Consider the following 23,484-nt stretch of genomic DNA (forward strand, 5'->3'; position numbering starts at 1 on the left):
GGGACACGGGGCCGGCCGGCACCCTCCGGACTGCCGGTGCGTTTGCCGGTGTCAGGAGGCGGAGCGGGCGAGCGCGGCCAGGCCGTTCTGCCACAGCTGGTTCACCCGGGCCCGCTCGTTGGCGTCCGGGTTGGCGTTGGTGCAGGACGGGCCGGGGCCGCCGCCGGACATCAACTGGCTGCACGGCCCGGAGTAGTTGTCCGGGAGTCCGAGCACGTGCCCGGTCTCGTGCGTGGTGACACGGGTCGAGTTGTACTGCTGGTTCTGCCGGTAGTCCAGGAAGATGTAGCCGCGGCCGTGCCCGTCGGTGCTCGCGTACGAACCCCGGGAGTCATTGCCCTCGTAGTACCGGAAGTCGGCGGCGGAGCCCTCCTGGAGGCGGACGTTGGAGACCGAGCTGTTCCAGATCTGGGTGCTGCGGGCTATCTGGCTGCGGAAGCTCGGGGCGCTGGACGCGTTGTAGGTGACGGTGACCGCCAGCGCTCCCGGGTTGGCGGCCCGCTTCTCCGCGACCGACTTCATGACCGCGTCGTGGAAGGCCCGGTTGGCCGCGGCGTTCTCGCCGGACCCGGTGTAGGCGGCGATGGTGGCGGCGGAGGAGGCGGTGGGCGCGACGGGGGCCGGAGCGGCGGCGGCGGTGGGCGCGGCGCCCAGGGCCGCTACGAGGCCGAGCCCGGCGGCGGCGGAGGCGAGGGAGGTCCTGAGGTGTCGCATGGGGGGTCTCCTACTGTCCGATGAACCCACGACGTGGGGGTGCCCGGGGAACGGGCCCGGCGTGGGGGCGGTACGAGAGAGTGTGGAGGAGCGAACAGCTGTCGCGGATGATGCCAAACGGCGATAGGGCGGCCCTATCCCCGGCCACCGGGCCGGCTCCAGTGCGTGCCCCGCTGCCCAACACCCGCTGAAATGAAGTTGTTTGGTGGGGTTGCGACGTCTGGTGCACCGCGTGCGACGGCCATAGTCTCCGCTGCATGGAGCTGGAGGTGAGGCACCTCAGGGCGCTGTGCGCCATCGCCGACGCGGGCAGCCTGCATCAGGCGGCCCGGCGCCTCGGCGTGAGCCAGCCCTCCCTGACCACCCAGCTGCGGCGGATCGAGAACGTACTCGGCGCCGAACTGTTCCGCCGCGAACGGACCGGCTGCCGGCCGACCTCGCTGGGGCGGGCCGTCCTGAGCCGGGCCCGGCCCCTCGTGGACGGCATGAACGACCTGGTTGCCCAGGCGCTGGCGGAGGCCGAGGCCGCCCGGCCGCGCGGATCCCGGCTGCGCCTCGGATCCACCGCGAGCCGGGTCATCGGCGGCTGGCTGGGCCGACTGCGGGTCGCCCTGCCCGGCACCGACATCTCGCTGCGCGTCGACGTCTCCGCCCACGCGCTGCTGCGCTCGGTCGAGGCGGGCCGTCTGGACGTCGCCTTCGTGCACGAGGTGGAGGGCTCCCCGCTCGCCGTGCCGCAGGGCCTGGAGCAGCGCGTGCTCGTGGACCGGGAGCCGCAGTTCATCTCGCTCTCCCGGGACCACCCCGCCGCCCGGCGCCGCGTGGTGGAGCTCGGGGACCTGGCGGGCGACCCGTGGATGGTCGATCCGACGGTGGACGGCGAGTGGGACGGGGTGCGCCGGGTGCTCGGCGCCGCCGGGCTGAACCCGCCGGTCCTGCACGGCGACTACCTCACCGCCGCCTCCCTCGTCGTGCTCGGCGAGGCCGTCGCGCCCTGCCAGCCGACGTCGGGCCCGCGCGATGACATGGTCATCCGCCCGCTGCTGGGGGACCCGCTCGCGGTACGGCTGCTCCTGGTCTCCCGGCCAGGGACGGACATCGCGGTGGTGTACGCGCAGTTGGAGGACGCCTACCGGGACGCGGCGCGGCGGGCGAGTGGCTACCACGAGTGGCTGCTGCGCCACCGCTCCCCGCTGGCCCGCACGCCCTGATCCTCCGCCGTTCGCCCGCGCCGTTGAGGCACCGCCGGCCGCGCCCCGGCCGCCGCGTCCCGGTCCTGACCCGGCCGCGCCCCTGGCCGGAGGAGAAGCCGCCGGCTCTCCGACGTACCACTTCCGTGTGCGTGTCGCGGCGAAGAAACCTCCTATAGGCCTACACAAAGAGGCAAGAGCGGCGTGTCATACAAAATGACTAAGTGTTAACCATGCATATTGCGCGGCATGGAACAGAAGGCGCGCAGGCGCGGCAACGCAATCCGGGCAGCAGTGACAGTGGCCACGGCCGCGGCGATGGTGGGCGTGCTGGCTCCGGCCGCGGGTGCCGATCCGCTGCCGGGCGGACTGGGACCCTGCCTCGGCAGCTCCTGCCCGCCCAGCTGGAACGACCCCAACAACGGCCCGGTCACCAACTTCGACAGCAATATCAACGTCTACGTCGGCGGTGACTTCCTGGTCCGGGAGGCGGCGTCCGAGGCGGAGGGGAAGGTCGTCACCCTCGGCCGGTTCGACATGGACAAGCGGGACGGGGTCTCACGGATCTACAACGTCGGTATCGCGGGCGTCGGTTCGCGGGTACCGCCGCCGGACGGCTCCGACTATCTGACGGCCGGCGGCGACGTGACCATCGCCGCCGGCGAGCGCCTGCTCGCCGAGGAGGGCACGCACTCCGGCCGCGTCGTGTACGCGGGTGACCTCACGGGCACGGTGAACCCCACCACCGCCCCGCGCTTCGACGAGGACGCGGCCGCCCCGTACACCGAGCTGCGCCCACAGCTCACCGAGGCCAGTCACTGCTACGCCTACGACGGCGCCGGGCACCGGGAGGCGACGGGGACGTGGGTGAAGACCGGCGACGTCATGACGTTCACCGGTGACGGCACGTCCGCGATCCAGATCTTCGACGTGGACGCGGACCTGAAGTCGCAGGCCGGCGGCAACACGGGGTTCGTGTTCAACGGCATCCCCGAGGGCGCGACCGTCCTCGTCAACGTCTACGGAGGCACCCGCGGCGTCGCCACGTTCATGGGCGCGTTCCCCAACGAGGGCCTCCGCGAGAACCTGCTGTGGAACTTCCCGGACGCCACCGACCTGTCCTTGACCGGTCCGGCCCAGTTCGAGGGCAGCGTGCTGGTGGGGCAGCCGACGAGCAGCACCGTGCTCAGCATGAGCGGCACCAACGGCCGTTTCTACACGGCGGGTTCGCTCACCCACACCTCGGCGGGCGCTTCGGGCGGCCAGGAGATCCACGCGTACCCCTTCGACGGCGACCTGCCGACCTGCACGCCCGAGCCGACGCCCACGCCCACTCCGACTCCGACTCCTACGCCCACTCCGACGGAGCCGACGCCGACTCCCACGCCGACGCCGACCCCGACGGAGCCGACCCCGACCCCCACGCCGACGCCGACCCCGACGGAGCCGACCCCGACCCCCACTCCCACGCCGACCCCGACGGAGCCGACCCCCACGCCGACCCCCACCGAGCCCACACCGACCCCGACCCCCACGCCGACCGAGCCGACCCCGACCCCGACGGAGCCGACCCCCACCCCGACCCCCACCGAGCCCACGCCCACCCCGACCGAGCCCACCCCCACCCCCACCGAGCCCACGCCCACCCCGACCGAGCCCACCCCCACCCCCACCGAGCCCACGCCCACCCCGACCGAGCCCACCCCGACCCCCACCGGCCACACGCCGCGCCCCACGCACTCGCCGAGCCACCCGGGTGAGCTGCCCGACACCGGTTCCCGGGGCGGCGAATGGATCATCGGGTCCATCGCGGCAGCGCTGGTCGCCGCAGGCGGCACCGTTCTCGTGGCCACGCGCAGGGCTCGTCGCCGCACCTTCTAGCAGGCGCGAAGCAGCGCCCGCTAGCGTGGTTCGATGACCGAACCGCTTTTGCACCTCGCCGAAGCACCTCTCTGGGAGGCGGCCCGCGGGACAGGGACGTACGAGATGTCCACCCGCGGCCGCACCCTCCAGGAGGAGGGTTTCATCCATCTGTCGCTGCCCCGCCAACTCCCCGGTGTGGCCAGGATGCTGTACGGGGACGACGCCCGGGACCTCGTGGTCCTGGTCGTCGACCCCGCCCGCCTCGCCGACCCCGTCCGGTACGAGGCGGTGAAGCCCGGCGGCGAGGAGTTCCCGCACCTGTACGGACCGCTCCCGGTGGGCGCGGTCGTGGCGGTGCGGCCCTGGGACGGAGGACGACGAGAGGAAGACGAACCCCAGTGATCGGCCCCCTCATCGCGGTGACCGGAGCGACCGGAGCGGTCGGCGGCCGGGTCGCCCGCCGGCTGGCCCGGACCGGCGTACCCGTACGGCTCCTCGGCCGCGACCCCGCCCGGCTGCCCGACCTGCCCGGTGCCGCCCACGCGCCCGCCGCCCGTTATGGCGACGCGGAGGCCATGCGCCGGGCCCTCGACGGGGCCCACACCCTGTTCCTGGTCTCCGCCCACGAAAGCCCCTACCGGGTCCGCGAGCACACCACGGCGATCGACGCCGCCGTCGCGGTGGGCGTGGAGCGGATCGTGTACGTGTCCTTCCAAGGGGCCGCGCCCGACGCCACGTTCACCTTCGCCCGCGACCACTGGGACACCGAGGCCCACATCCGTACGGCCGGGATCCGCCATACCTTCCTGCGGGACAACTGGTATCTGGCGGGGCTGCCCGCGATGACCGGGACCGACGGGGTGCTGCGCGGGCCGGGCGGCGACGGACGGGTGGCGGCCGTCGCCCACGAGGACATCGCCGACGCGGCGGCGGCCGTGCTGCTCGACGAGGGCACGGACCACGACGGCCGGGTCCACGACCTCACCGGACCCGAGGCGTTCACCCTCGCCGAGGCGGCCGACGAACTGAGCCGGGCCACCGGGCGCCCCGTCGTCTACGTCCCCGAGACACGCGAGGAGGCCTACGCCTCCCGGGCCGGCTACGGCGCGGAGGACTGGGAGGTGGCCGGCTGGGTCACCTCGTACGAGGCCATCGCCAACGGGGAGTTGGCCGCCGTCTCCGACGCGGTGCCCACGCTCACCGGGCATCCGGCGAAGAGCTTCGCGCAGTTCCTGGTGGAGAACCCGGACAGCTACCGTCACCTGCTGCCGGGCGGCTGACCGGCGGACCGCCCGGCGCGGACCGCCCGGCCCCGGCAGGTCACGCCGCGCTCAGCGCCACGGGATGTGACGCCACGGACTGCCCTCGCTCTCCGCCAGCAGACGGTGGGCGAGGACGTTCTTCTCGTAGAACGGCCCGTACTCCTCCTCGTCGAACCGCAGCACCCGCCCCAGCGAGTAGCCCGCCGAGAACTCCTCCCAGGAGCGGTGGGCCGACTTGCTCAGCGCCCCGGCGTAGACGATCGCCTGCTCCGCGTCGGCGGGGGCGCAGTAGCGCGCGGACAGCCCCCAGCGCGCCAGGTTCACCGCCCGCCCGTAGTCGTACGCGACCGTCGTGCGGACCCGGCCGTCCGGCGGCAGCAGCCCGTCCGCGCGGAACCGGGCCTCGTAGCGTGTGATCCGGCGCACCAGCTCCTCGATGCCCTTCACCGTGCCGGAGTCCGCCCCCAGGTCCTGGGCGTGGCCCGCCGCGGTCTCCCGCCACAGGTCGGCCTGGGGCAGCTCGCCCAGCGCGGAGGCCAGCTGGTCGCGGGTGCGCAGCACGAAGTCCGGTTCCGGCGGGCTGTTGCGTGCCTCCAGCAGGGTGTCCAGCTGCTCGCGCCACTCCGCGTGGCCGGTGATGCCCCAGGACGTGCGGAGCAGCTCGCGCTCGGTGGTGTACTCGCGGTAGACCGTGCCGACCTCGTTCCACGGCACCGCGTTCCCGATCGCCAGATGTGCCCCGCAGGCCAGCCCGTACGCCAGCGGCCCGTGCAGCGCGCCGTGGCGCAGCGCGAGCAGCCGGTTCTCCGGGAGACGGTCGTTCTCCGCGTACGCGCGCTGCCACAGCGCCAGGTCCGTCGGGCCCGTCGGCAGCAGCAGTTGGCCGGGCGTCCCGACGTTCACCCCGAGGAACACGTGCGGGTCGGACCAGCCGAACTCGGCGGCCCACCGCAGCGAGACCCCGTGGAAGACCCAGTCCGGATGCCAGGCGGGCAGCATGCCCCGGGTGAGCACCGGCCGGCAGACGAAGCCGGCCGGGTCGTGGTGGGCGCGCCAGGTGATGGTGTCCGGCCTCGCGTCCGCCTCGGCGCGCGGGGCCGGGATGTACAGCTCGGCCCCGGCGAGCGCCGCCAGCTGGGCCCGGGCGTCGCCGCGCAGCGCCGCCTCGTGGAGGAGCTGCTCGGTCTCGGACGGCGGGATCCAGGGGGCGGGCGGCCAGGGGGCCGGGGGCGCGGTGGGGAGATTCGGGTTCATGACCAGGGGATGTTCCGGTAGGGGCCGGCGGGGTCCTCGGCCAGTACGCGGTGTTCGGCGAGCGACTGCCGGTATGTGTGCTCCGCCGCCTCCGGGCCGTCGTCCTCGGCCCGGTGGACCACCCGGGCCATGAGGTAGCCGAGGGAGAAGTCCGCCCACGAGGAGTAGGCCCCCCGGGCGAGTTCCCCGAGCCGAAGGACGTCCTGCTCGGCCTCGTGCGGATCGTTGTACCGGGCGCCGAGCGCGAGCCGTACGAGGTTGACCGCCCGGCCGAGGTCGAAAGCGGCCAGCGTGTCGACGCGACCGTCCGGGGCGAGCACGCCGTCGGCCCGGAACTTCTCCTCGTACAGGGTGACGTGACGCAGGGCCCGGTCCGCCACCGCCCGGTCCTCCGCGTCGCGCGCGGCGAAGGCGCGGGCCGCCGCGGCGGACCACTCCTCGGGCGTCGGCGTGCGCCCCAGGCGGTGCGCCAGGGTGTGCCGGGTGCGCAGGACGGCTTCCTGGACGCGCCCGACCAGCTGGTTCCTCATCAGGGAAGCGAGGCGGTCGCGGTATTCGGCACGGTGCGCGATGCCCCACGGGCTGTGCAGCCGGGCCCGGTCGGTCGCGTAGTCCTCGTAGGCGGCGCCGAGCCGGTTCCAGATCAGGCCGCCTGTGACCGAGAGGTGGGCGCCGAGTGCCAGCCCGTGGGCGAGCGGCCCGTGCAGCGGCCCGCCGGTGTCGGTGAGCAGGACGCCCCGCCGGACCCCTTCGGACTGCTCGTCGGCCCTCACCCAGGCCTTCAGGCGCCTCGGCCGGGCGTCGACCATCGCCGCGAACGGGGTGCCGTGGTTCACCGCGAGCCGGCGCACGTCGTACGGCCAGATCCGGGCCAGCCCACCGATGCTCACCTCGCGAAAGACCCATTCCGGGTGCCAGGGCGGCAGCATCCCCTGGGTCAGGACGGGGACGCAGGTCCGCCCGGAGGCCTCGTCGCGGATCGCCGGCAGGGGAGCCGTCCAGCCGGGGATGTCCGCGTGGAGCCGGGCGACGAGCACGTACAGCCGGGTCCGCGCGAGCAGTTCCACGACCGCGTCGGCGCTGCCGTCCGCGACGGCCGCGGAGAGGGCGCGCTCGATCTCGGTGGGCGGCGCGGGCGGCGGGTATGCCGGTGGGGGCGGCGCTGTCCCCGCGTACGGGGCCGGATCCGGCCCGTACCGGCCGTGCCCTTCGCGCGCGGCGGTCACCGCTCGGCCGCTCTCTGTTTCTGCCCCGTTCCCCGTTGTCACGGTGAGATCCTACGGAACGTGGTCCGGCGGCCCGTCCGGGGAGCCCCGGACCCCGGGCGGGCGTCAGAGCCCGGCCGGGCGGACCAGCCCCGACTCGTACGCGAACACCGCCGCCTGGGTCCGGTCGCGGACGCCCAACTTGACCAGGATCCGGCCCACATGGGTCTTCACCGTCTGCTCCGCCACGATGATCTGCCGAGCGATCTCCGCGTTCGACAGGCCGCCCGCGATCAGCGTCAGCACCTCTGTCTCACGCTCCGTCAGATCCCCGACCCGCGCTTTGAGCGGCGGGCGCGGGGCCCCGGCCGTCCGGGAGAACTCCACGATCAGCCGCTTGGTGATGTTCGGGGAGAGCAGAGCGTCGCCCGCCGCCACCACCCTTACCGCGTGCGCGAGTTCGGCGGCGGAGGCGTCCTTCAGCAGGAAGCCCGCGGCGCCCGCGCGCAGCGCCTCGTAGACGTACTCGTCGAGATCGAAGGTGGTCAGCACGAGCACCTTCACCGTCGAGCCCTCGGGGGAGGTGATCCGCCGGGTCGCCTCGATGCCGCCCAGCTCCGGCATCCGGATGTCCATCAGGACGACGTCCGGGGCGAGTTCGGCGACCTTGGCGATCGCGTCGAGCCCGTTGACGGCCTGCCCGACGACCTCGATGCCCGGCTCGGCGTTCAGCAGGACCGTGAAGCCCTGCCGGACCATCATCTGGTCGTCGGCGATCAGGGCGCGGATGGGCGGTGTCATGGGGCGTCCTCGGCAGCGGTAGGGGCGGTGACGGTGGCGGGCAGGATCGCGGTGACCTCCCAGCCGCCGTCGGGCGTGGGACCGGTGGCGAGTTCGCCGCCGAGCATCGCGGAGCGTTCACGCATCCCGAGCAGACCGTGGCGTACCCCTGGGGAGGGGGCGGACGGCCGGTCCGGCGGGGAATTGACGACCCGTACGGTCACCCCGGAGGGCCCGTGGCCTATCGCCACCGCAGCGCTCGCACCGGGCGCGTGGCGCATCACGTTGCTCAGCGCCTCCTGCACGATGCGGTACGCCGACAGCTCGACGCCCGGCGACAGCGGGCGGGGTTCGCCGGTGGTGGAGACGGTGACGGCGAGACCGGCGGAGCGTACGGTGGCGACCAGCTCGTCGAGCCGGTCGAGACCGGGCTGCGGGGCGTGCCGCGCACTCTGCGTGGGCGCGTCCTCCGAGCGCAGGACGCCCAGCACTCTGCGGAGTTCGGCGAGGGCTTCGAGGGCGTTCTCGCGGATGCCGGTCAGATTCTCCCGCAGTTCCTCGGTGGGGTGCTCGACCAGATGCGGGGCGACCTGCGCCTGGATGGAGATCACCGACATGTGGTGGGCGACCACGTCGTGCAGCTCGCGGGCGATTCGGCCGCGCTCCTCCAGCAGGGTGCGCCGGGCCCGCTCCTCGGCGGTCAGCTCGGCCTGGACGACGAGGTCGCTACGGGCCAGGCGCAGGCTGCGCAGCGCGGCGCCGAGGACCAGGGCGGTGGCGAACACGAGGGCGGCCGTGGCCGGGCTCACGTGCGGCAGCGGCGGCGTGCGCAGGGCGACGTACAGCGCGGGCACCATCGAGAGTGCCAGCGCGGCCGTCGCACGGCGGGGCGGGACCCGCAGCGCCAGCAGGAACAGGGCGCCGCCCTGCAAGGTGATCCCTGCGAAGGGGATGGGGAACGCGGCCACGGGGCCCGGGTAGGTGGGGTGGCCCGAGGGAACGGAGGTCACGGTGGCCAGCGCCGCCACGAACGCCAGCGCGGTCGCCGCCCACCAGGCGCCCACCGGACGGCTCATCCCGGCCACCAGCGTCGCGGACTGGGCGACGGCCACCAGCACCGCCAAACCGCCGACCGCGGCCCCGTGCGGCTTGAGTTCGTCCGTACGGACCACCGCGAGGCCGACCGCCGTCAGCACCAACAGCACCAGGAGGACCGGCCGCCACACCGGCGCGCCGGGCTCGCCCATCCGCGGCATCCGGTCGGCGGGCGCCGCCCACAGTTCCCCGTACAGGGCACGCGGCGCACGGCGTACCGCCGCCCGCAGACGTACCGCCCTCGATGACGTCACCACCGCCCTCACTGTCCCCACCGCTCCCTCGGCTCCACTGCTGCTCAGACTAGGCATGACGTGCGTGTTCCTTCCGCTCGGGGGAGGACTCCCGTACGACGGGGGAGCCCCCGCCGGGGTGCCGCCCGCCCTGCTCGTAACCCCGGAACGCGGCCCAGCACACCAGCAGGGCCGACACGAACACCGGCAGCCAGAGCAGCCGGGCGAGCACCCAGCCGACGCCGTCGGGCACGGTGTGCAGCCCCGGCAGCGGGCCGTCCGCGAGCAGCGACGCACTCGCCGTGACGATGATCATCGCGGTCTGGTGCCACAGGAAGACGGTCATCGCCGACAGGTTCACCACCGCCACCACCGCCCAGACCGCGGGCCTCCGCAACGCCCGGCGCAGTGGTCCGAGCAGCAGCAGCGCCGCCCCGCACTGCGCCAGGCCGAACGCCACGGCGGCCAGGCTCGGCGGATCCAGATTGGACATCCGGCCGCCCGGAACGCCGACCATCGCGGCCGGGTACCCGGCCCACAGCACGAGCGCGACGGCCGCCGAGGCCCCGCCGAGCAACAGCGCCCAGGGGCCCGTCCGGCCGTGCATCCCGCCCCGGGCCACCAGCGCTCCCAGGCAGTAGGGCACCAGCCAGCCCGCGACCACGTTGATCCACCCCAGCTCCTGCGGACCGCCGAGACCCAGGCGTACGAGGTCGACGTGCAGCACCACCACGAGCGGCCACAGCGGGTGCAGCCGCGCCACCAGCGGAGTCAGCGCGGTCAGCGCGGCGAAGACCAGCAGGAACCACAGGGGGGACCAGACGAGCTTGACCAGCGCGCGGACCGTCTGCTCGCCCACCCCGGCCGCCAGCATCGCGACCGCGGCGACCGTCCAGACCACGAACACCGCCGCCACCGGCCGGAACAGGCGCCCCAGCCGGCCGCCCACCCACTGCCCGTACGGCACGCCGCGCTTCCGGGCCGAGGCCCAACTCGTCGCCGCCACCTGTCCGCCCACCAGGAAGAACACCGCGAGGGTCTGGAACACCCAGGAGAACAACTCAAGTCGGGGCAGATACGTCAGCGGGCTGGCCATGCGCACCGTGCCGCTGTCCGTGACCAGCGCGGTCACCAGCCAGTGCCCGCCCACCACACCGAGGATCGCCAGGGCCCGCAGGGCGTCGACGGCCCGGTCCCGGCCGGGCGGGGTGGCGGCCTCGATCCGCGCGGTGAGTGCGCGCAGGTCGTTACGCAAGGGGGGCCTCCAGAGGGGCGCGGCCGGAGGCTATCCGGGCCAGGTTCGTCAGAGAACGGGAGCCGGGCAGCAGATAGTCGCTGTGGCCGGCGTCGCCCGCGTCGAACACCTCGGCCCCGAACCGGTCTGCCACCGGATCGGTCCCGAAGCCGACCGTCGCGACGAACGGCACCCGCACCCGGACGTGGGGCACCTGGGCGATCCAGTCCCCGCCGCCCCGGCCCGCCCACACCTGTGCCCCGGTGCGCAGCGAGGCGGAGTCCCGGGCTCCGACCCCGGGGCTGCCGTAGAGGACGAGGGCGTCGGCCGCCGTCCCCGGCGCGGACCGGGCGCAGATCACCGAACCGTAGGAGTGGCAGAGCAGGCTGATCCGGGCGGCGGGCCGTACCGCGCGCAGCCCGTCCACCAGCGTGCGCAGCCCCGGCGCCGCTTCGTCGGCCCGCCCGGTGGTCAGCGCGGCCGGGCTCACGGTGGCGGGCGTGCGGTAGCCGAGCCAGGCGACCACGGCGGCGCCCTCGCCCAACTCCTCCCGCAGAGCCCTCGCATCGCGCCGCAGCCGCCAGTACGCTTCCAGCCCGACGCCCGCCCCGGGCACCAGCACCGCGATCCGCCGGGCTGTGGTCAGCTCCCCGAAGACCTCCGCGGTCCGGCCGCCGTCCCGCCCGTCGAAGGCGAGGAACTGCCGCCCCGGCGCGGCCATCACCCGCAGCGAGGCCGCCCGCTTGAGGTCCCCGTGCTTCACCGCCGCCCGTTCGGCGGCCCGGATGTCCTGCCGGCTCACCGCGTACCGCCGGGCGAGCGCCGCCGCACCCGCGTCCCGCAGCGGCCCGAGAGCGGTCGGCGCGGGGGCCGGCACAGCCGCGGGCCGGGCCGCTCCGGACACCGGCACAGCCACCGCGAAGGTGACGAGGGCGGCGAGCAGGGTGCGGAGCCGGCGGGGTCCGCGCGGGCGGTCGGGCATGGGGTGAGGTCCTTCCGTACCAGGGGTGTCGCGTGCTTCCGGTACAGAAGTTATGGACAGGGGGCGGTAGTCGGCGTCCCGCTGGAGGGGGCACCTGCGGGGTGGCTCTCAGGTATGACGCGGGGGACGCGGGGCGGTGTCGGCTCCGGCCCGCGTCCCCCGCGGGGCGGAGCCGGCTCCGGCCGGTGTGGCACGGCGTCGACCGGCGTGGCGCGGCGTCGGCCTCGGCGTCGACCGGTGGTGCGGGGCCTCAGCCGCGGCCGGTGTGTTCCAGGATCACGGCGGCGAGCGGGGCGTGCACCTCACGGGGAAGGGCGTGGCCCATGCCCGGGATCTCGACGAGTCGCGCGCCGCGGATCACCTGGGCGAGGTGTTCGGAGTGCGGGGGCGGGAAGACGGGTTCGGCAAGGGCCGAGACGACCAGTGCGGGTACGCGGGTCCTGGCGAGCTGCTCGGTGCGGTCCATTCCGGAGTGGTCGGAGCGGGCGTGCGCGGAACCGGCGCGGTGGTGCCCGGTGTGCTCGATGATCCGGCGTTCCAGGGCGCGGGTGCGGTCGGCGTCGAAGGGGATCTGACCGCCGCCCAGCGCCCGCCAGTGCTCCACGCGCCGCTCCAACTCGGCCTCGGGACCCCGGTCCTCGACCGGCCGGGACCACAGCTCCAACAGGGCGGGGGAGACGCCGGGAAGCCGCTCGGGCGGGACGCGGGTGCCGTCCGGGGCGGTGTAGGGGGCGGAGCTGAGCGCTCTCGTCCCGAACATCGTGGCGCTCAGCAGTCGCTCGGGGTGGTCGGCGATCAGCAACTGGGTGAGCATGCCGCCCAGCGACATCCCCACGATGTGCGCGCGCTCCACCCCGAAGGCATCCAGCACGGCCACGGCGTCCTCTGCCAGCGTGGTGAGCGGGTAGGGCCGCTCCTCGAAGGCCCAGGTGGACCGGCCGGTGTCCCGATGGTCGTAACGGATCACGCGATGCCGTTCGGCCAGCAGCTCCACCAGCTCGTCGGGCCAGCCGAGCCCGGACGCCAGCGCGCCCATGACCAGCAGCAGGGTGGGGGCGTCGGGAGCACCGTGCTCCTCGGCCCAGAGGCGTACGCCGGGGGCGACCTCGACGAAGCGTTCCATGGTGAACCTCTCGGTGTTCCGGTGAGTACATTATTGAGACGAGACGTATCGTCTTGTTCCGAGCGTAGCGCATCGCCGGCATTGCGCGGATACGCGGATACGCGCCCTCACCCTCGCCGGACATACGAGCGGGCCGTGCGGAAGCCCACCGCTCCGAAGCCGGCAGGAAGATCATGTACGCCAGCTCCCGGCTGAGGATCACCGCGTGGATGACGTTCACGCCCGGCCGAACCGGCTCGTCCTCGGCCCGGGTGACCGTGCGGCGGGCCCGCTGATCCGCGGTGGCGACCGTACGCATCAGGGCTCCGGTCCGGTCGGCCGGAACAGGTGTCGGGAGGATCCTGAAGCCTGCTGGTGTACGCGCACCAACTGGTCGCACCCTCCGCCGCAGTGGCATCGAATGGGTGAAGCCGCCGGGCATTTCGGCGAACCGGCCCGCAGACCGCGGCACCAGCCCTGTGTGAGGGGCACGCTGGAAACCCGCGTCGGGGAAAGCCATTCCGGAACATGACCTCCGCCGGGCCGCGTGTGCCGTCGGCCGGGCGCACGGTGCCACTCCGACGTGGAAGGGAGACCAGTCGTGGAACCCCCGCTGAAAGGGTCCGTTCAGGAGCCGTATGCCGGAAGGGCTCGGAACGGGAGCGTGACGCGCCGGTGGACGCCCCTGTGGGCGGGAGGGCTCTCGTTGCTGCCGGTCGCGCTCCTCGCCGCAGCCGCCTGGTCCGGCCGCTGGGTCCGTCCCAGCGGCGACGACTGGTGCTTCCTGCCGGTGGTCCGTGAGGGGGGTCTGCACGCGATCGTGCACAAGTTCTACTTCGTGGACAACGGGCGCGTCGTGAACGCCGTGCTGGTGTGGGCCTACGCGCGGTTCGGTGTCCCGGGTCACCAGTGGTTCGGGCTGGTCAGCGGTGTGCTGATCCTCTTGCTCCTCTGGGCGTTCATCGCCGCTTTCCTGCCCAGGGCGGGAATGACGGTCCCCCGGGGAGTTCCGTTCCTGGTGGCGTCCATGGTGATGGCGGTCTTCCTGTTCGGGTCGCTCAACACCTACAAGACGTTCTACTGGCCGGCCGCCTCCGTCTCCCACACCCTGCCGCCCGTGTTCGCCTGCGCCGCGGCCGTCCCCGTACTGCGGGCCAGGTCACGGCGGGGCCGGGGTCTCGCTCTGCTCACGGTCTTCGTCGCGGGGCTGGCCCTCGGAATGCTCTCGGAGGAGACCTCCGTCGTCACTGTGGCCGTCCTGGCCGGACTGCTGGTGATCAGTGGCCACGTCATCCCCGCCGCGCGACGCCGGTTCGTCCGGTGGTGGTGCGCGGCCGGGATCACGGGGATCCTGATCGCGGCAGTCGTCCTCTTCACGTCTCCGGGCGCGCGCCACCGCCGTGAAGCCCACGGAGCGTCCGCAATGCTCGAACCGGACTCGCTCCGTGCCTCCCTGCGCGGCTTCGGCACCATCGCCGTCACCTCACTCACGATGTGGCAGTACCTGGGTGCTGTCGCGGTCGGCCTTCTCCTGGGTCTGGTGGCCCGCTACCCCGGCGGCCGGCTCGTCCCCACGAGGAACGAGGCGCTGTGTGCCGGGGCCGGGGCCTGCGCGCTGCTCGTCTCCGGCTACCTGTGCACCGTCATCACCTACCCGGCGTTCGGGTGGAGTGTCTCGACATCGACACGTCTGTGGAACGACTACCTGCTGCTCTACATTCTGCTTCTCGTCTACGTGGGCACGCTCGTCGCCCGCGGATGGCGACGCCTCGGGCAGCGCAACCTCCTGCCCCTGGCCGCAGGAGCGGCGGTGTACGTCGCCGTCTGCCTGTCCCTCGCGGCGTCGCTCGGGAGCCTCGAATCCGACATGGTCGTACGGGCGCAGAGATGGGACAGCCAGGACAGCTGGCTGCGCGGCCGGGTCGCGGCCGGTGCGAAAGTTCTCCCCTACCAGCGGCTTCCCATCAGCAAGATGACCGAACCGTTCAGCCGTCACATGGTCTGGCCCGCATCGTGCGTCGCCGACTACTACGGCCTCGAACGCATCACCCGGGCCGCCGAGAAGCCCTGAAAACCTGCCCGGGGTGGCCTGGCCCGCCGAGGAATCTCCGGTAGGGCAGCAGCTTCAACGGCAGCTTCAACGGCAGCGGCAATGGCGACGGCAACCAAGGAAGGCAGGGTCTCTGTGTCCCGGACGCGATCGGCGTTCTCACATCCGCGCATGCTCCTGATGGCAGGCCTGTGCCTCTTCCTCGCCCTGGGTCCGGCTTCCTCGACGCCGGGAACGGACCCGTCGGCCGGGCAAGCGGGCAGCGGAGTGCGGGGCCACGGGATTTCGGCAACCGGAGTACCGACCGACACATGCCGACGAGAAATGATCGGGGTGGCCCACGAGGACGATGACCTTCTTTTCATCAACCCGCATGTCCAGCAACTCATCACCCGGAAGTGTCCTCTCGATATCGTATATCTGACGGACGGTGACGCGGGCCGGTCATTCAAGAAGAACTACTACGCGAAGAGTCGAGAGGCCGGAATTATCGCCGCGTACGCAAGAATGGCGAACGTGGGGAAAGATTTCACGAAGGAGACCACTGCGGTCAACGGTCACACCATCACGTCCTACACCCTGCGAAGCCGAGCCGACATCCGGATGACGTTCCTTCGGCTGCCCGACGGAATGCCGACCGGCACGGGCAGCAAGACCTACGGGTATGAAAGCCTCCGGAAGCTCTTCCGTGGGGAGATCGCCTCCATCGCCGCGGTCGACACCTCGCAGCGGTACACAGAAGCCTCGTTGATCAAGACGCTTTCCCTCCTCGCGGAACGCTGGAGGATCGAGCGCATCCGTACGCTTGATTTCGACAACTCGTTCTTCGGGCACACCTACACGAAACACGCTGACCACAGCGACCATGGGGTGGCGGCACGGTATTTCCGTCAGGCGGGTTTCGCCACGCAGATTCCGGACGACGTCACGGCCTACCTCGGATACAAAATCTCTGGTCTGCCGAGAAACATCACCTCTCAGCAATCGACCCACAAAGGAATGATTTTCACGTCCTATCTCAAGGATGTGCGCTGCTTCCCGCTCACCTGCTACGCAGGCCACTCCGTATCCCCCATGTACCGGGGCTGGTTGCACCGGCAGTATGCGCGACCGCGAGAGCGCGCGCAGCCGAACGGCATCATGTCGCAGATCGGCAACGCCGATCGGCAGGGCCGGGTGGAACTCTGCCTCGATACCGCACGGCCACCGGCGGGAAGTACGGAAAGCTCTGTGCTCACCTCCCACTGTGACGGCGGACCGGGACAGTCCTGGCAGCTCCGGGCGACCGGCGAGATCACCTCCCGGACGTACGGGGGCTGCCTCACCGCCGTACCTTCTCCACGAATCTCGGCGTGTCACGGCGGAACTCCCGGTCAGCAATGGCGACATGACCGCCAAGGGCGCCTGATGTCCGGCGCGCACTGCCTCACTCAGGACGACCTGGCCAGAAGAGATCCACGCCTTCACATGGGGTCGTGCGCACCCCTCACGCCGGAGAACACCTGGATCCGGTAGCCCGGACGGCCGGCGGAATCAGGGTCCGCACGGCTGTTCGCTTGCCGGCCAGGGCGGCGGCCATGGCTGGGCTTCGGCTCGGGGCTCGTACCGCGTGATCGATGAACTCGCCAAGGACAAACCTGCACGGGAGGCTGCGGCGGGACCGCGAGGCGCTGCTTGTCCGCCAGAGGGCGGTGGCGGGAGTCGGCCGGTTCGCCCGAGGAAAGGCGAGTTCTCGGCGGCTCGATGCGGGGTGGCGACCGCATACCGGTCGATGCGGGTGGCGAATCGGCGCGTTCGGCAGAAGACCGCACCCGGTCCGTCATGGACGCCGTGCTCGGCGGCCTGCGGACCGGGTGCGGGCCGGTAGGCGATATGGCCAGCGAAACCGCAGGTCAGGCCGCCCAACCGGAGATCAAGCCTTCTTGGTCTCCCAGTAATGGGCCGGGTCGGCGACCTGCGGGGATCGTCCCTGTGGGTCGCTGACCTGGCCTTTTGGTGTTGGTTAGCGATGGGTCGTGACGGTCCTGATCGGGTGTCCTGCGGACTGTTGGAGCTACTTCGCGACAGCGATGCGCCCGAACTGCTGGCTCAGGCCGCTGTGGCACAGGTTGAGCATGCGGATGCCGGCGGTGGTGCCATCACGACAGTCGAACCGCTCCTGGGCTCTGGCGCGGTCGCCCGTACGGCCGATCTTGGTTGCCGCAGAGGAGGACGACGCGTTGGTGACCCTGTCGTGGACGATGACCGCAGCGGCCAGCAGGGTCCGATTCGAGCGCTGGCTTGAGGACCTTCGACTGGTCGTCGGTCTGCTGGGGCATGGGGCCCCTTCGTCGGACTGGTTGTTGAGCGAGGGCTCCGCGGGCGCAGTGGGACCGCCTTAACGGTTCCGCGGAAGAGAGCAGCTCGGAGAGGTAGGCCGACCCGTCTGTGCTCAGAAGCACGTGATCAACGTGGGGAGCCGCGCCACAGCCGGTCTATCCGCAAGCTGCGTCCGTCAGGAGCGATCGATTCGGTGCTGTTGCCAGTGCTGTGCGGCGTCAAGCAAGTTCATTGTCCAGTCGTCTGGGGCGGCGCCGGCGATCTCTTTCCAGAGGTTCGCGCTGGCGTGGGCGAAGGCGTCCACTGCTCGGGGTGGTGCCAACGCCCAGGTGGAAAGAAACGCGACCGACTCCTCTGCGGCAGATGGCGTGTGGCCAGCCGCGATGAGCCAGATGATCCAGTGGGCGGGATCGAGCCAGGCGGCTCCGCGGGTGGCCCAGCCCCAGTCGATGAGGTGGGCGCGGTCGTCGGCGATGAGGACGTTGTGGTTGTTCCAGTCGGTATGCAGCAGGGTGTTCCCCGCGAAAGCGTCCGCGTCGGCGGGGTGGGCCACGTAGGCCACCAGACGCTGTTCGGCATGACGGAGTTCGATGTCCGGGCAGGGGAGGGAGGCGAGCTCTCGGAGTGCGTCGGTGACCTTGGCCAGGTCGGAGGAGCCTGGGGAGTAGTCGGCATGGTGGCCGTCGATGGCCTCAAAGCCGAGGAGGTCCCAGCCGCCGGCGGTGACGTGGAAGAGCAGGCGCGGGGCGAGCGGGGTCACGTACGGGTTGATGTCCGCCTCGCGTTGCTGCGTCCAGACCCAGCGGTGGTCGGAGCGCAGGCCCTTGAGGAAGACGACTCCGCCGGCGGTGTGTGCGAGCGCGGAGAGGGAGCTGTTAAGACCGGTGCTGACGTCCTCGATCCTGAGAATCGAGCCGATCTCGGCTTCGATGGCGGTACGAGCGCCAGAGGGGAGACCGGCGAAGGTGATGGAGGGTGCGGGCATGGCCGTCAGGTTTCCAGATCTAAGCGCCAACAGGGGCCTCCGGCGCGAGTTGCCACCGAAAGCCCCTGAAGGGATGGTCAGTTGTACGGGTTGTCGTCCCCGCAGCCGGGCGTGGTGGCCGCAGCGAAGGCGTCCACGTCGTCGATGAGGATGATCTCCGCATCAGGCTCGGACGGCGGGCGGATGGGGGCGATCTCGACTGCTACGGCGGTCATGGTTCAGCTCCTTGTAGTCGCGTGTTGGCAGTACCTGTCCAGTGGTGCCTTCGCCTCCTGGTAGACCTTGGCCAGCGGCCGGCAGACCCGGCAGGTGCCGGAGAGCTGGCAGCCGGTGCAGCCACCGGTGCGAAGCATCAGGGAGTCGGCGATGCCGCTGAGGCGGCTCAGGCCTTCGACTCCCGTGGTCATGAGGGGGATCGCTTCGTCACGGCCGACCTTGCAGATGGTCGCCATGCCGTGCGGGTCGACGTGGAAGAAGGTGTGGCCGGCGTTGCAGCCGTTGAAGGGTTCGCGATCTGCGAGGTGGTCCGGGGCCTGGGTGGCGAGGGTTTCCGCGCCGCCGTAGATGGTCGGCGACATGTGGGTGTACTCGCGGTACGGCAAGTCGTAACGACCGGCGAAAGCGCGCATCTGGTCGGCCTCATGGGCGTTGTGCCGCGTGATGATCAAGGCGAGATCGAGGGGTAGCCCAGCTTCGTGGGCTGCATCCAGTCCTTTGACGAACATGCGGTACGCGCCCCGGCGCCGGGTCAGCCCGTCGTAGGACTCTGCGGTGGCCCCGTACAGGCTGAGTGTGATCCGGTTCGGCCTCAAGCGGGTCAGCAGGGCGAGGTTCTTCGGTGCGGCAAGACGCGAGCCATTGGTGAGGATCTCGACCATCATGCCCAGCTCGTACGCCAGCCGGTACGTCTTGGGGAACAGCTTGTCGATCATCGGCTCACCGCCTGTGAGCTGGAGCCAGAGCACCCCGGAGTCCCGGATGGCGTGCAGCAGGCGCTCACGCTCAGGCCACTCCAGGCCGGCGAATTGCTTCAGGCCGAGGTAGCAGTGTTCGCAGTCGTAGTTGCAGCCTAGGTTCAGCTCGTACGAGGCGCGCCCGTATGCATACGGAGAGCGGGAGCGAACCAGCACAGTTTCATTGAGGCGTCGGTCGCGGAGATCGATCTTCCAAGCCTGACGGGTCACGTCGGCCAGCCATGCGGGCACTGCTGAGGTACCCGATGCGGTGTGCAGTTCGTCGTACCGGTGAGCGGGAAGTCGTGCTGCCTTCGGGTTGCCCGGCCGTACGAGGAGGTGGTGGTCGAGGTACGGGGCAGCGATCAGCTCGTGCATACGGACTCCTCGCTCGGGCTGCTGAGGATCAGGCGGGCCCAGACGGTCTTGCCGATCGGGTGGCGGTCGTGGTGGCCGGTTTCTTCAGAGAGCGCTGCGACGAGAAGCAGGCCCCTGCCGCCTTCGTCGTCCTCGCCGGCCTGGGTGGGGCGGGGAGGGGTGCGGCCTGCATCGGAGACTTCGACCAGGCAGTGTGGGCCGTCAACGGCCAGCCGAACTTCGAAGAGGTGCCCTCGTCTGCCGCCGTGCTCGACGGCATTGGCGGAGAGCTCTCCGCAGACGAGGACCACCCGGTCAATGCACTCCTGGCTGTATCCCCAGCTCGCGAGCGTCTTGGAGACGAGGGCGCGGGCCAGAGGCACGCACTTGCGTACCGGGCTGAACTGCATCTGCCACCGCAACGGGGTGGTCTGTCGGTCGTACGTCGTCATCGCGTGCATCGCGTCCCTCGTCGCGGGCGGGCTGTGGGACACAAGTTCACTGCCACGACGATCACAGAGTCAGGTCACCGTGGTTACCCAACGTGGGTAATCTCTTTGGCAGTCGGTCCCATGGCAGCCCGTCCGGACGGGCGAGTGAGGGGGATGAGTGGCACGCTCGCAGGTTCACCGGGCTCTGCCGGCCGAACTGCTGGCCAGTGCGGAATGGCAGGAAGCTTGTCGCAGCAGGGACTTCGCCCGCATCTTCCGGCTGGTCAAGGTCAAGGCCGGGATCTACCCGTCGCGGGTCGCCGCACTGTGCGGCATGACGCCGAGCAGAGTCGGCGAGATCATGGCGGGGCGACGCGGCTTGGCACATATCGACGTGATCGAACGCGTCGCCGACGGCCTTTGCATCCCCGGTGCAATGCTCGGCCTGGCCCACCGCCCTTGGGAGATCCCTGCTTCCTCCACCACCGAGGAGAAGCCGCCCGAGCTACTTCCTGCCGTACCGCGCGAGCCTCAGCGCACCGAAGCGGCAGAGGAATTGGATGAGCTTCTTGCCTTGGTCGACGGCCGTGCCACCCGTTCCACCCTCACGGCCCTGCGCTCGTCGGTCCAGGACTACTGGCGGCGAGACAACGCACACGGCGGTGCGACCCTGCGGCCGGCCGTCGTGGGGCATCTGCGCTATGTCGGCCGTCTACTCGATACCGCCGAGGGTGGCTTACGGCACGACCTCCAAGGGGTTGCGGCCGAGCTGGCACGGCTTTCCGGCTGGGCCTACTTTGACGCCCGTCAGTACAGCACCGCCCGCACCTACTTCACCCAGGCGCTCAAGCTTTCCCACACGCAAGGCGACAGCCTCTTCATGGCCAATGTGCTGTCCTGCATGAGTCTTCTGGCCACCTACGACGGCAATCCGAGCGATGCCGTGGCCCTTGCGTGCCGTGCCCAGGACGCGGCCCGCGCTGCCGGCGAGCAGCCGCTCGTCATGTCGATCCTGCATTTGCGTGAAGCGTTCGCCCATGCCGCCCTTCGAGATGCTCAGGCTTGCCACCAGGCCGTGGATCGCTCCCGTGACCAGTACGAACGCTCACGCGGACACGAAGTCGAGGCGCCTGACTGGGGCCAGTACTTCGACGAGACGAAACTCCTCGTGGACACAGGCATCGCCTACGCGCGCCTTGGCGAACCAGCCCGCGCCGAACCCCTCATCGCTGAGGGCTTGCGTCGAGAAAACACCGACCAACAGCGAGGCCGGGCCTTCCACGCCTACTGGCTGGCCAGTGCCCAGCTCCAGCTGGGCAAACTCGACGAGGCATGCACCAGCGCCGGCCTCGCCCTTGACCTCGCCGCAGCCATTGACTCGCCACGAGTGAGCGGCCACATCCAAGAGCTTCACCGCCGAATGCTGCCCTACGCACGCGAAGCCCCCGTCCTCGCCTTCGAGCAACGCATGCGCGAGGCCCTCGGCTGACCCCTTACGAGCCGCCGGTCGCCTCGTCCAGCAGCAGATACAGCAGACCGACCAGGCTGCCACTGCTGACGATCTCTCGGCGGTCGATCATGCCCCGGATCTCCGAGATCGGAATCCACTCGATTCGGTCGGACTCGTTCAACTCGATCGGTGGGCCCGCATACGAGGCGGTCTCGGCACGAAAGACGAAGTGCTCGGAATCCGTGATGCCGTTCGCCGGTTGCGCGTATACGAGCGGCTTGACGCCCTTCACACGCCAGCCGGTCTCCTCCTCGACCTCGCGGGCACCTGCCTGCTCAGGAGTTTCGTCGGCCTCGATGAGGCCCATCGGAAGCTCCCAGCCCCAGGTGTCGGTGATGAACCGGTGCCGCCACATCATCAGCACGCGCTTCTGGTCGTCGACCACGGCCGCTACGGCCAGGTGCCGCATCCGGACCACATGGTGTTCCCACCGCCGGCCGTCAGGCTGCTGGACGTCCACAAGCCAGAGATTCACCCATGGGTTGTTATAGATCTGCCGCTCACCATGGACGGTCCACTGCATGAGCCCAACTCCCTTGTTTCAGTGAAGTATCCAGCATGTCACTTTGACGATAATCCGTCCGCCAGGTTGGCGCATCAACGCCCACGCCGACGAGAGGGAGGAGTTTTGAAGTCGACAGGCATGACCGCCGAGGCGCTGGGCCCTGCAGCCATTGTGCTGCTTGTCCTCGCGGCTGCGAGTCGTCGGCTGGACGCGCTATCGAGCCGCCAGATCAGTACCTGGGCAGGGCGTTCGGCGGTGTCGAGTTCACGTCCTTCAGCGGCTGTGGTGAGAACAGAGGCTGGCGAGTAGCTGCGAGCCTCTGCGCGGCGCAAGGCGGTGGTCAGAGCAGGCCACGCGGGGTCGGCCAGGATTCGGTCGACTTGGGCGGGGAGAGTCGCCCGCAGGACACTTTCGCAGCGCGTGACGGTTTCGGCGGGCGGGGTACGACGAATCAGTTCGGACAGGATGGGTGCAGCCTGTGCCTCGTAGGCGCTGCGGAGGCGGGCGTGGGCCTGCTGGGCGGTGGCTGCCTGCTGGTGGTGATCGCGCTGCTCGTGCCAGTGGGCGGCGGCGAGGGCCAAGTGGACGGTGGTGGCGAGTACGGCGATGACGAAGTCGCCCGCACTGTTGGTGCCATAGAGAAGTTCCTGCCCTGCCTTGCCTTGCGCAGAGCGTGGCCCGCCCGGTGGTCGGCGCGGATCATAGACCGGTTGGCGCGATTGAATGCGCCCCGCCGCGGCCCGTATCTCAGCTCGCAGAGGATGGGGTACGTGCAGGGCGGCGGTGTGGGCTTGTTCGCGCAGCAGGTCGAGGCCATGGCGCGCGTGATGCCGCCGTATATCCGCGCGGCCGTCGTCGTGCTCGCCGGGTCAGGCTTGCGCATAGGTGAGTTGCTCGGCCTCAAGGTGGCGGACATCGACTTCAAGGTCGGCAGCATCCGCGTGGAGCGGCAGCGGCTGCAGTCGGGGAAGATCGGTCCGCCGAAGACCGCCAAGTCCCGGGGACGGTTCCGGTCGGCGAAGTCGTCACCGACGCGCTCCTCGGACACCTCGCCGCGCGCCCCTCCACGGAGTGACTGTTCACGATGGAGGAGGGTGGAGCCGCTCAACTACCGACGGTGGAAGACCGAGTGGAACTGCTCCCGCAAGGCGCTCCAGGTGGCGGAGAACAAGGCGGCCGAGTGTGAGGGCCGCAAACCCGTCGAGCTGCCGCACATGGTGACCCACGACCTGCGGCACTTCTCGGCCTCCGCGCTCATCGCAGGCGGGGCGAGCGTCAAGCAGGTCCAGATGGTCCTCGGTCACGCGTCCGCCGTCATCACGCTGCGCATCTACGCGCATCTGTGGCCGGGCGAAGAAGACCGCACCCGGTCCGTCATGGACGCCGTGCTCGGCGGCCTGCGGACCGGGTGCGGACCGGTAGGAAGTCTGACTAGCGAAACCGCAGGTCAGACGGCCTAG

At 71.0% G+C, this 23,484-nt stretch carries 21 protein-coding genes; 8 read left to right on the forward strand and 13 right to left on the reverse strand.

Annotation, left to right across the window (positions count from 1 at the left end; genetic code table 11):
• Window positions 1-51 precede the first annotated feature (51 nt).
• Window positions 52-714 (reverse strand): snapalysin, encoded by a 663-nt coding sequence (gene snpA / locus ACZ60Q_RS17665; RefSeq protein WP_469634885.1) that lies wholly within the window; start codon window positions 712-714, stop codon window positions 52-54.
• A 257-nt stretch (window positions 715-971) separates the two neighbouring features.
• Between snpA and ACZ60Q_RS17670 the strand changes: the two genes are divergently transcribed.
• The 4 genes from ACZ60Q_RS17670 to ACZ60Q_RS17685 all read left to right on the forward strand — a co-directional run bounded on the left by ACZ60Q_RS17670 (window position 972) and on the right by ACZ60Q_RS17685 (window position 5,047).
• On the forward strand, window positions 972-1,925 hold the full coding sequence (locus ACZ60Q_RS17670; RefSeq protein WP_469634888.1) for a LysR family transcriptional regulator: 954 nt from the start codon (window positions 972-974) through the stop codon (window positions 1,923-1,925).
• Window positions 1,926-2,153: 228 nt separating this feature from the next.
• On the forward strand, window positions 2,154-3,785 hold the full coding sequence (locus tag ACZ60Q_RS17675; protein ID WP_469634891.1) for a choice-of-anchor A family protein: 1,632 nt from the start codon (window positions 2,154-2,156) through the stop codon (window positions 3,783-3,785).
• A 33-nt stretch (window positions 3,786-3,818) separates the two neighbouring features.
• Window positions 3,819-4,169, forward strand: a complete 351-nt coding sequence (locus ACZ60Q_RS17680; RefSeq protein ID WP_469634893.1) for a DUF952 domain-containing protein — start codon at window positions 3,819-3,821, stop codon at window positions 4,167-4,169.
• On the forward strand, window positions 4,166-5,047 hold the full coding sequence (locus ACZ60Q_RS17685) for an SDR family oxidoreductase (RefSeq protein WP_469634896.1): 882 nt from the start codon (window positions 4,166-4,168) through the stop codon (window positions 5,045-5,047). The genes ACZ60Q_RS17680 and ACZ60Q_RS17685 overlap by 4 nt, the downstream gene beginning before the upstream one ends.
• Before the next feature lie 51 nt (window positions 5,048-5,098).
• Here ACZ60Q_RS17685 and ACZ60Q_RS17690 read toward each other — a convergent pair whose 3' ends face one another.
• From ACZ60Q_RS17690 to ACZ60Q_RS17720, 7 genes are all read right to left on the reverse strand, one after another.
• On the reverse strand, window positions 5,099-6,283 hold the full coding sequence (locus tag ACZ60Q_RS17690) for a DUF1266 domain-containing protein (protein WP_469634899.1): 1,185 nt from the start codon (window positions 6,281-6,283) through the stop codon (window positions 5,099-5,101).
• The gene (locus tag ACZ60Q_RS17695; RefSeq protein WP_469635004.1) at window positions 6,280-7,401 is read right to left on the reverse strand and encodes a DUF1266 domain-containing protein; all 1,122 of its coding nucleotides are present in this window, start codon (window positions 7,399-7,401) and stop codon (window positions 6,280-6,282) included. Before ACZ60Q_RS17695 ends, ACZ60Q_RS17690 begins: the two co-directional genes overlap by 4 nt.
• Window positions 7,402-7,614: 213 nt before the next feature.
• On the reverse strand, window positions 7,615-8,289 hold the full coding sequence (locus ACZ60Q_RS17700; RefSeq protein ID WP_469634902.1) for a response regulator: 675 nt from the start codon (window positions 8,287-8,289) through the stop codon (window positions 7,615-7,617).
• On the reverse strand, window positions 8,286-9,674 hold the full coding sequence (locus ACZ60Q_RS17705) for a sensor histidine kinase (protein WP_469634905.1): 1,389 nt from the start codon (window positions 9,672-9,674) through the stop codon (window positions 8,286-8,288). Before ACZ60Q_RS17705 ends, ACZ60Q_RS17700 begins: the two co-directional genes overlap by 4 nt.
• Entirely contained in the window at window positions 9,667-10,839 is a 1,173-nt protein-coding gene (locus ACZ60Q_RS17710) for an acyltransferase family protein (RefSeq protein ID WP_469635007.1), read from the reverse strand. Before ACZ60Q_RS17710 ends, ACZ60Q_RS17705 begins: the two co-directional genes overlap by 8 nt.
• 4 nt (window positions 10,840-10,843) lie before the next feature.
• Window positions 10,844-11,812 carry an alpha/beta hydrolase gene (locus tag ACZ60Q_RS17715; RefSeq protein WP_469634907.1) on the reverse strand — a complete coding sequence of 323 codons (969 nt, stop codon included), beginning with the start codon at window positions 11,810-11,812 and terminating at the stop codon, window positions 10,844-10,846.
• A 250-nt stretch (window positions 11,813-12,062) separates the two neighbouring features.
• Window positions 12,063-12,935 (reverse strand): alpha/beta fold hydrolase, encoded by an 873-nt coding sequence (locus ACZ60Q_RS17720; RefSeq protein ID WP_469634910.1) that lies wholly within the window; start codon window positions 12,933-12,935, stop codon window positions 12,063-12,065.
• Window positions 12,936-13,578: 643 nt separating this feature from the next.
• Here ACZ60Q_RS17720 and ACZ60Q_RS17725 point away from each other — a divergent pair.
• Complete coding sequence (locus ACZ60Q_RS17725) at window positions 13,579-14,985, forward strand: DUF6056 family protein (RefSeq protein ID WP_469634913.1); 1,407 nt, start codon at window positions 13,579-13,581, stop codon at window positions 14,983-14,985.
• A 150-nt stretch (window positions 14,986-15,135) separates the two neighbouring features.
• The gene (locus ACZ60Q_RS17730) at window positions 15,136-16,479 is read left to right on the forward strand and encodes a ricin-type beta-trefoil lectin domain protein (protein ID WP_469634914.1); all 1,344 of its coding nucleotides are present in this window, start codon (window positions 15,136-15,138) and stop codon (window positions 16,477-16,479) included.
• A 979-nt stretch (window positions 16,480-17,458) separates the two neighbouring features.
• On the opposite strand, the gene ACZ60Q_RS17735 is transcribed toward ACZ60Q_RS17730, so the two are convergent.
• From ACZ60Q_RS17735 to ACZ60Q_RS17750, 4 genes are all read right to left on the reverse strand, one after another.
• Window positions 17,459-18,268 carry an aminoglycoside phosphotransferase gene (locus tag ACZ60Q_RS17735; protein ID WP_469634917.1) on the reverse strand — a complete coding sequence of 270 codons (810 nt, stop codon included), beginning with the start codon at window positions 18,266-18,268 and terminating at the stop codon, window positions 17,459-17,461.
• Between the two features lie 77 nt (window positions 18,269-18,345).
• Complete coding sequence (locus ACZ60Q_RS17740) at window positions 18,346-18,483, reverse strand: hypothetical protein (RefSeq protein WP_266640844.1); 138 nt, start codon at window positions 18,481-18,483, stop codon at window positions 18,346-18,348.
• 3 nt (window positions 18,484-18,486) lie between these two features.
• Window positions 18,487-19,599 (reverse strand): radical SAM protein, encoded by a 1,113-nt coding sequence (locus ACZ60Q_RS17745; RefSeq protein ID WP_469634920.1) that lies wholly within the window; start codon window positions 19,597-19,599, stop codon window positions 18,487-18,489.
• A complete protein-coding gene (locus tag ACZ60Q_RS17750; RefSeq protein WP_469634923.1) occupies window positions 19,587-20,030 on the reverse strand; it encodes an ATP-binding protein in 444 nt (147 codons plus the stop codon). Before ACZ60Q_RS17750 ends, ACZ60Q_RS17745 begins: the two co-directional genes overlap by 13 nt.
• A 157-nt stretch (window positions 20,031-20,187) precedes the next feature.
• Between ACZ60Q_RS17750 and ACZ60Q_RS17755 the strand changes: the two genes are divergently transcribed.
• Window positions 20,188-21,498, forward strand: a complete 1,311-nt coding sequence (locus ACZ60Q_RS17755; protein WP_469634926.1) for a helix-turn-helix domain-containing protein — start codon at window positions 20,188-20,190, stop codon at window positions 21,496-21,498.
• Window positions 21,499-21,502: 4 nt separating this feature from the next.
• On the opposite strand, the gene ACZ60Q_RS17760 is transcribed toward ACZ60Q_RS17755, so the two are convergent.
• Window positions 21,503-22,042, reverse strand: a complete 540-nt coding sequence (locus ACZ60Q_RS17760; protein ID WP_469634929.1) for an NUDIX hydrolase — start codon at window positions 22,040-22,042, stop codon at window positions 21,503-21,505.
• Window positions 22,043-22,530: 488 nt separating this feature from the next.
• Between ACZ60Q_RS17760 and ACZ60Q_RS17765 the strand changes: the two genes are divergently transcribed.
• On the forward strand, window positions 22,531-23,484 hold the full coding sequence (locus ACZ60Q_RS17765) for a site-specific integrase (protein WP_469634933.1): 954 nt from the start codon (window positions 22,531-22,533) through the stop codon (window positions 23,482-23,484).

This window comes from Streptomyces sp. NPDC104313 (assembly GCF_055583985.1).

Excerpts from the sequence above, each read along its gene's own strand:
- ACZ60Q_RS17700 (WP_469634902.1), bottom strand. The coding sequence starts at position 8,289 with ATGACACCGCCCATCCGCGCCCTGATCGCCGACGACCAGATGATGGTC.
- snpA (WP_469634885.1), bottom strand. The coding sequence starts at position 714 with ATGCGACACCTCAGGACCTCCCTCGCCTCCGCCGCCGCCGGGCTCGGC.
- ACZ60Q_RS17720 (WP_469634910.1), bottom strand. The coding sequence starts at position 12,935 with ATGGAACGCTTCGTCGAGGTCGCCCCCGGCGTACGCCTCTGGGCCGAG.
- ACZ60Q_RS17670 (WP_469634888.1), top strand. The coding sequence starts at position 972 with ATGGAGCTGGAGGTGAGGCACCTCAGGGCGCTGTGCGCCATCGCCGAC.
- ACZ60Q_RS17740 (WP_266640844.1), bottom strand. The coding sequence starts at position 18,483 with ATGACCGCCGTAGCAGTCGAGATCGCCCCCATCCGCCCGCCGTCCGAG.
- ACZ60Q_RS17690 (WP_469634899.1), bottom strand. The coding sequence starts at position 6,283 with ATGAACCCGAATCTCCCCACCGCGCCCCCGGCCCCCTGGCCGCCCGCC.
- ACZ60Q_RS17730 (WP_469634914.1), top strand. The coding sequence starts at position 15,136 with ATGCTCCTGATGGCAGGCCTGTGCCTCTTCCTCGCCCTGGGTCCGGCT.
- ACZ60Q_RS17680 (WP_469634893.1), top strand. The coding sequence starts at position 3,819 with ATGACCGAACCGCTTTTGCACCTCGCCGAAGCACCTCTCTGGGAGGCG.
- ACZ60Q_RS17745 (WP_469634920.1), bottom strand. The coding sequence starts at position 19,599 with ATGCACGAGCTGATCGCTGCCCCGTACCTCGACCACCACCTCCTCGTA.
- ACZ60Q_RS17675 (WP_469634891.1), top strand. The coding sequence starts at position 2,154 with ATGGAACAGAAGGCGCGCAGGCGCGGCAACGCAATCCGGGCAGCAGTG.
- ACZ60Q_RS17705 (WP_469634905.1), bottom strand. The coding sequence starts at position 9,674 with ATGCCTAGTCTGAGCAGCAGTGGAGCCGAGGGAGCGGTGGGGACAGTG.
- ACZ60Q_RS17735 (WP_469634917.1), bottom strand. The coding sequence starts at position 18,268 with ATGCCCGCACCCTCCATCACCTTCGCCGGTCTCCCCTCTGGCGCTCGT.
- ACZ60Q_RS17750 (WP_469634923.1), bottom strand. The coding sequence starts at position 20,030 with ATGACGACGTACGACCGACAGACCACCCCGTTGCGGTGGCAGATGCAG.
- ACZ60Q_RS17760 (WP_469634929.1), bottom strand. The coding sequence starts at position 22,042 with ATGCAGTGGACCGTCCATGGTGAGCGGCAGATCTATAACAACCCATGG.
- ACZ60Q_RS17715 (WP_469634907.1), bottom strand. The coding sequence starts at position 11,812 with ATGCCCGACCGCCCGCGCGGACCCCGCCGGCTCCGCACCCTGCTCGCC.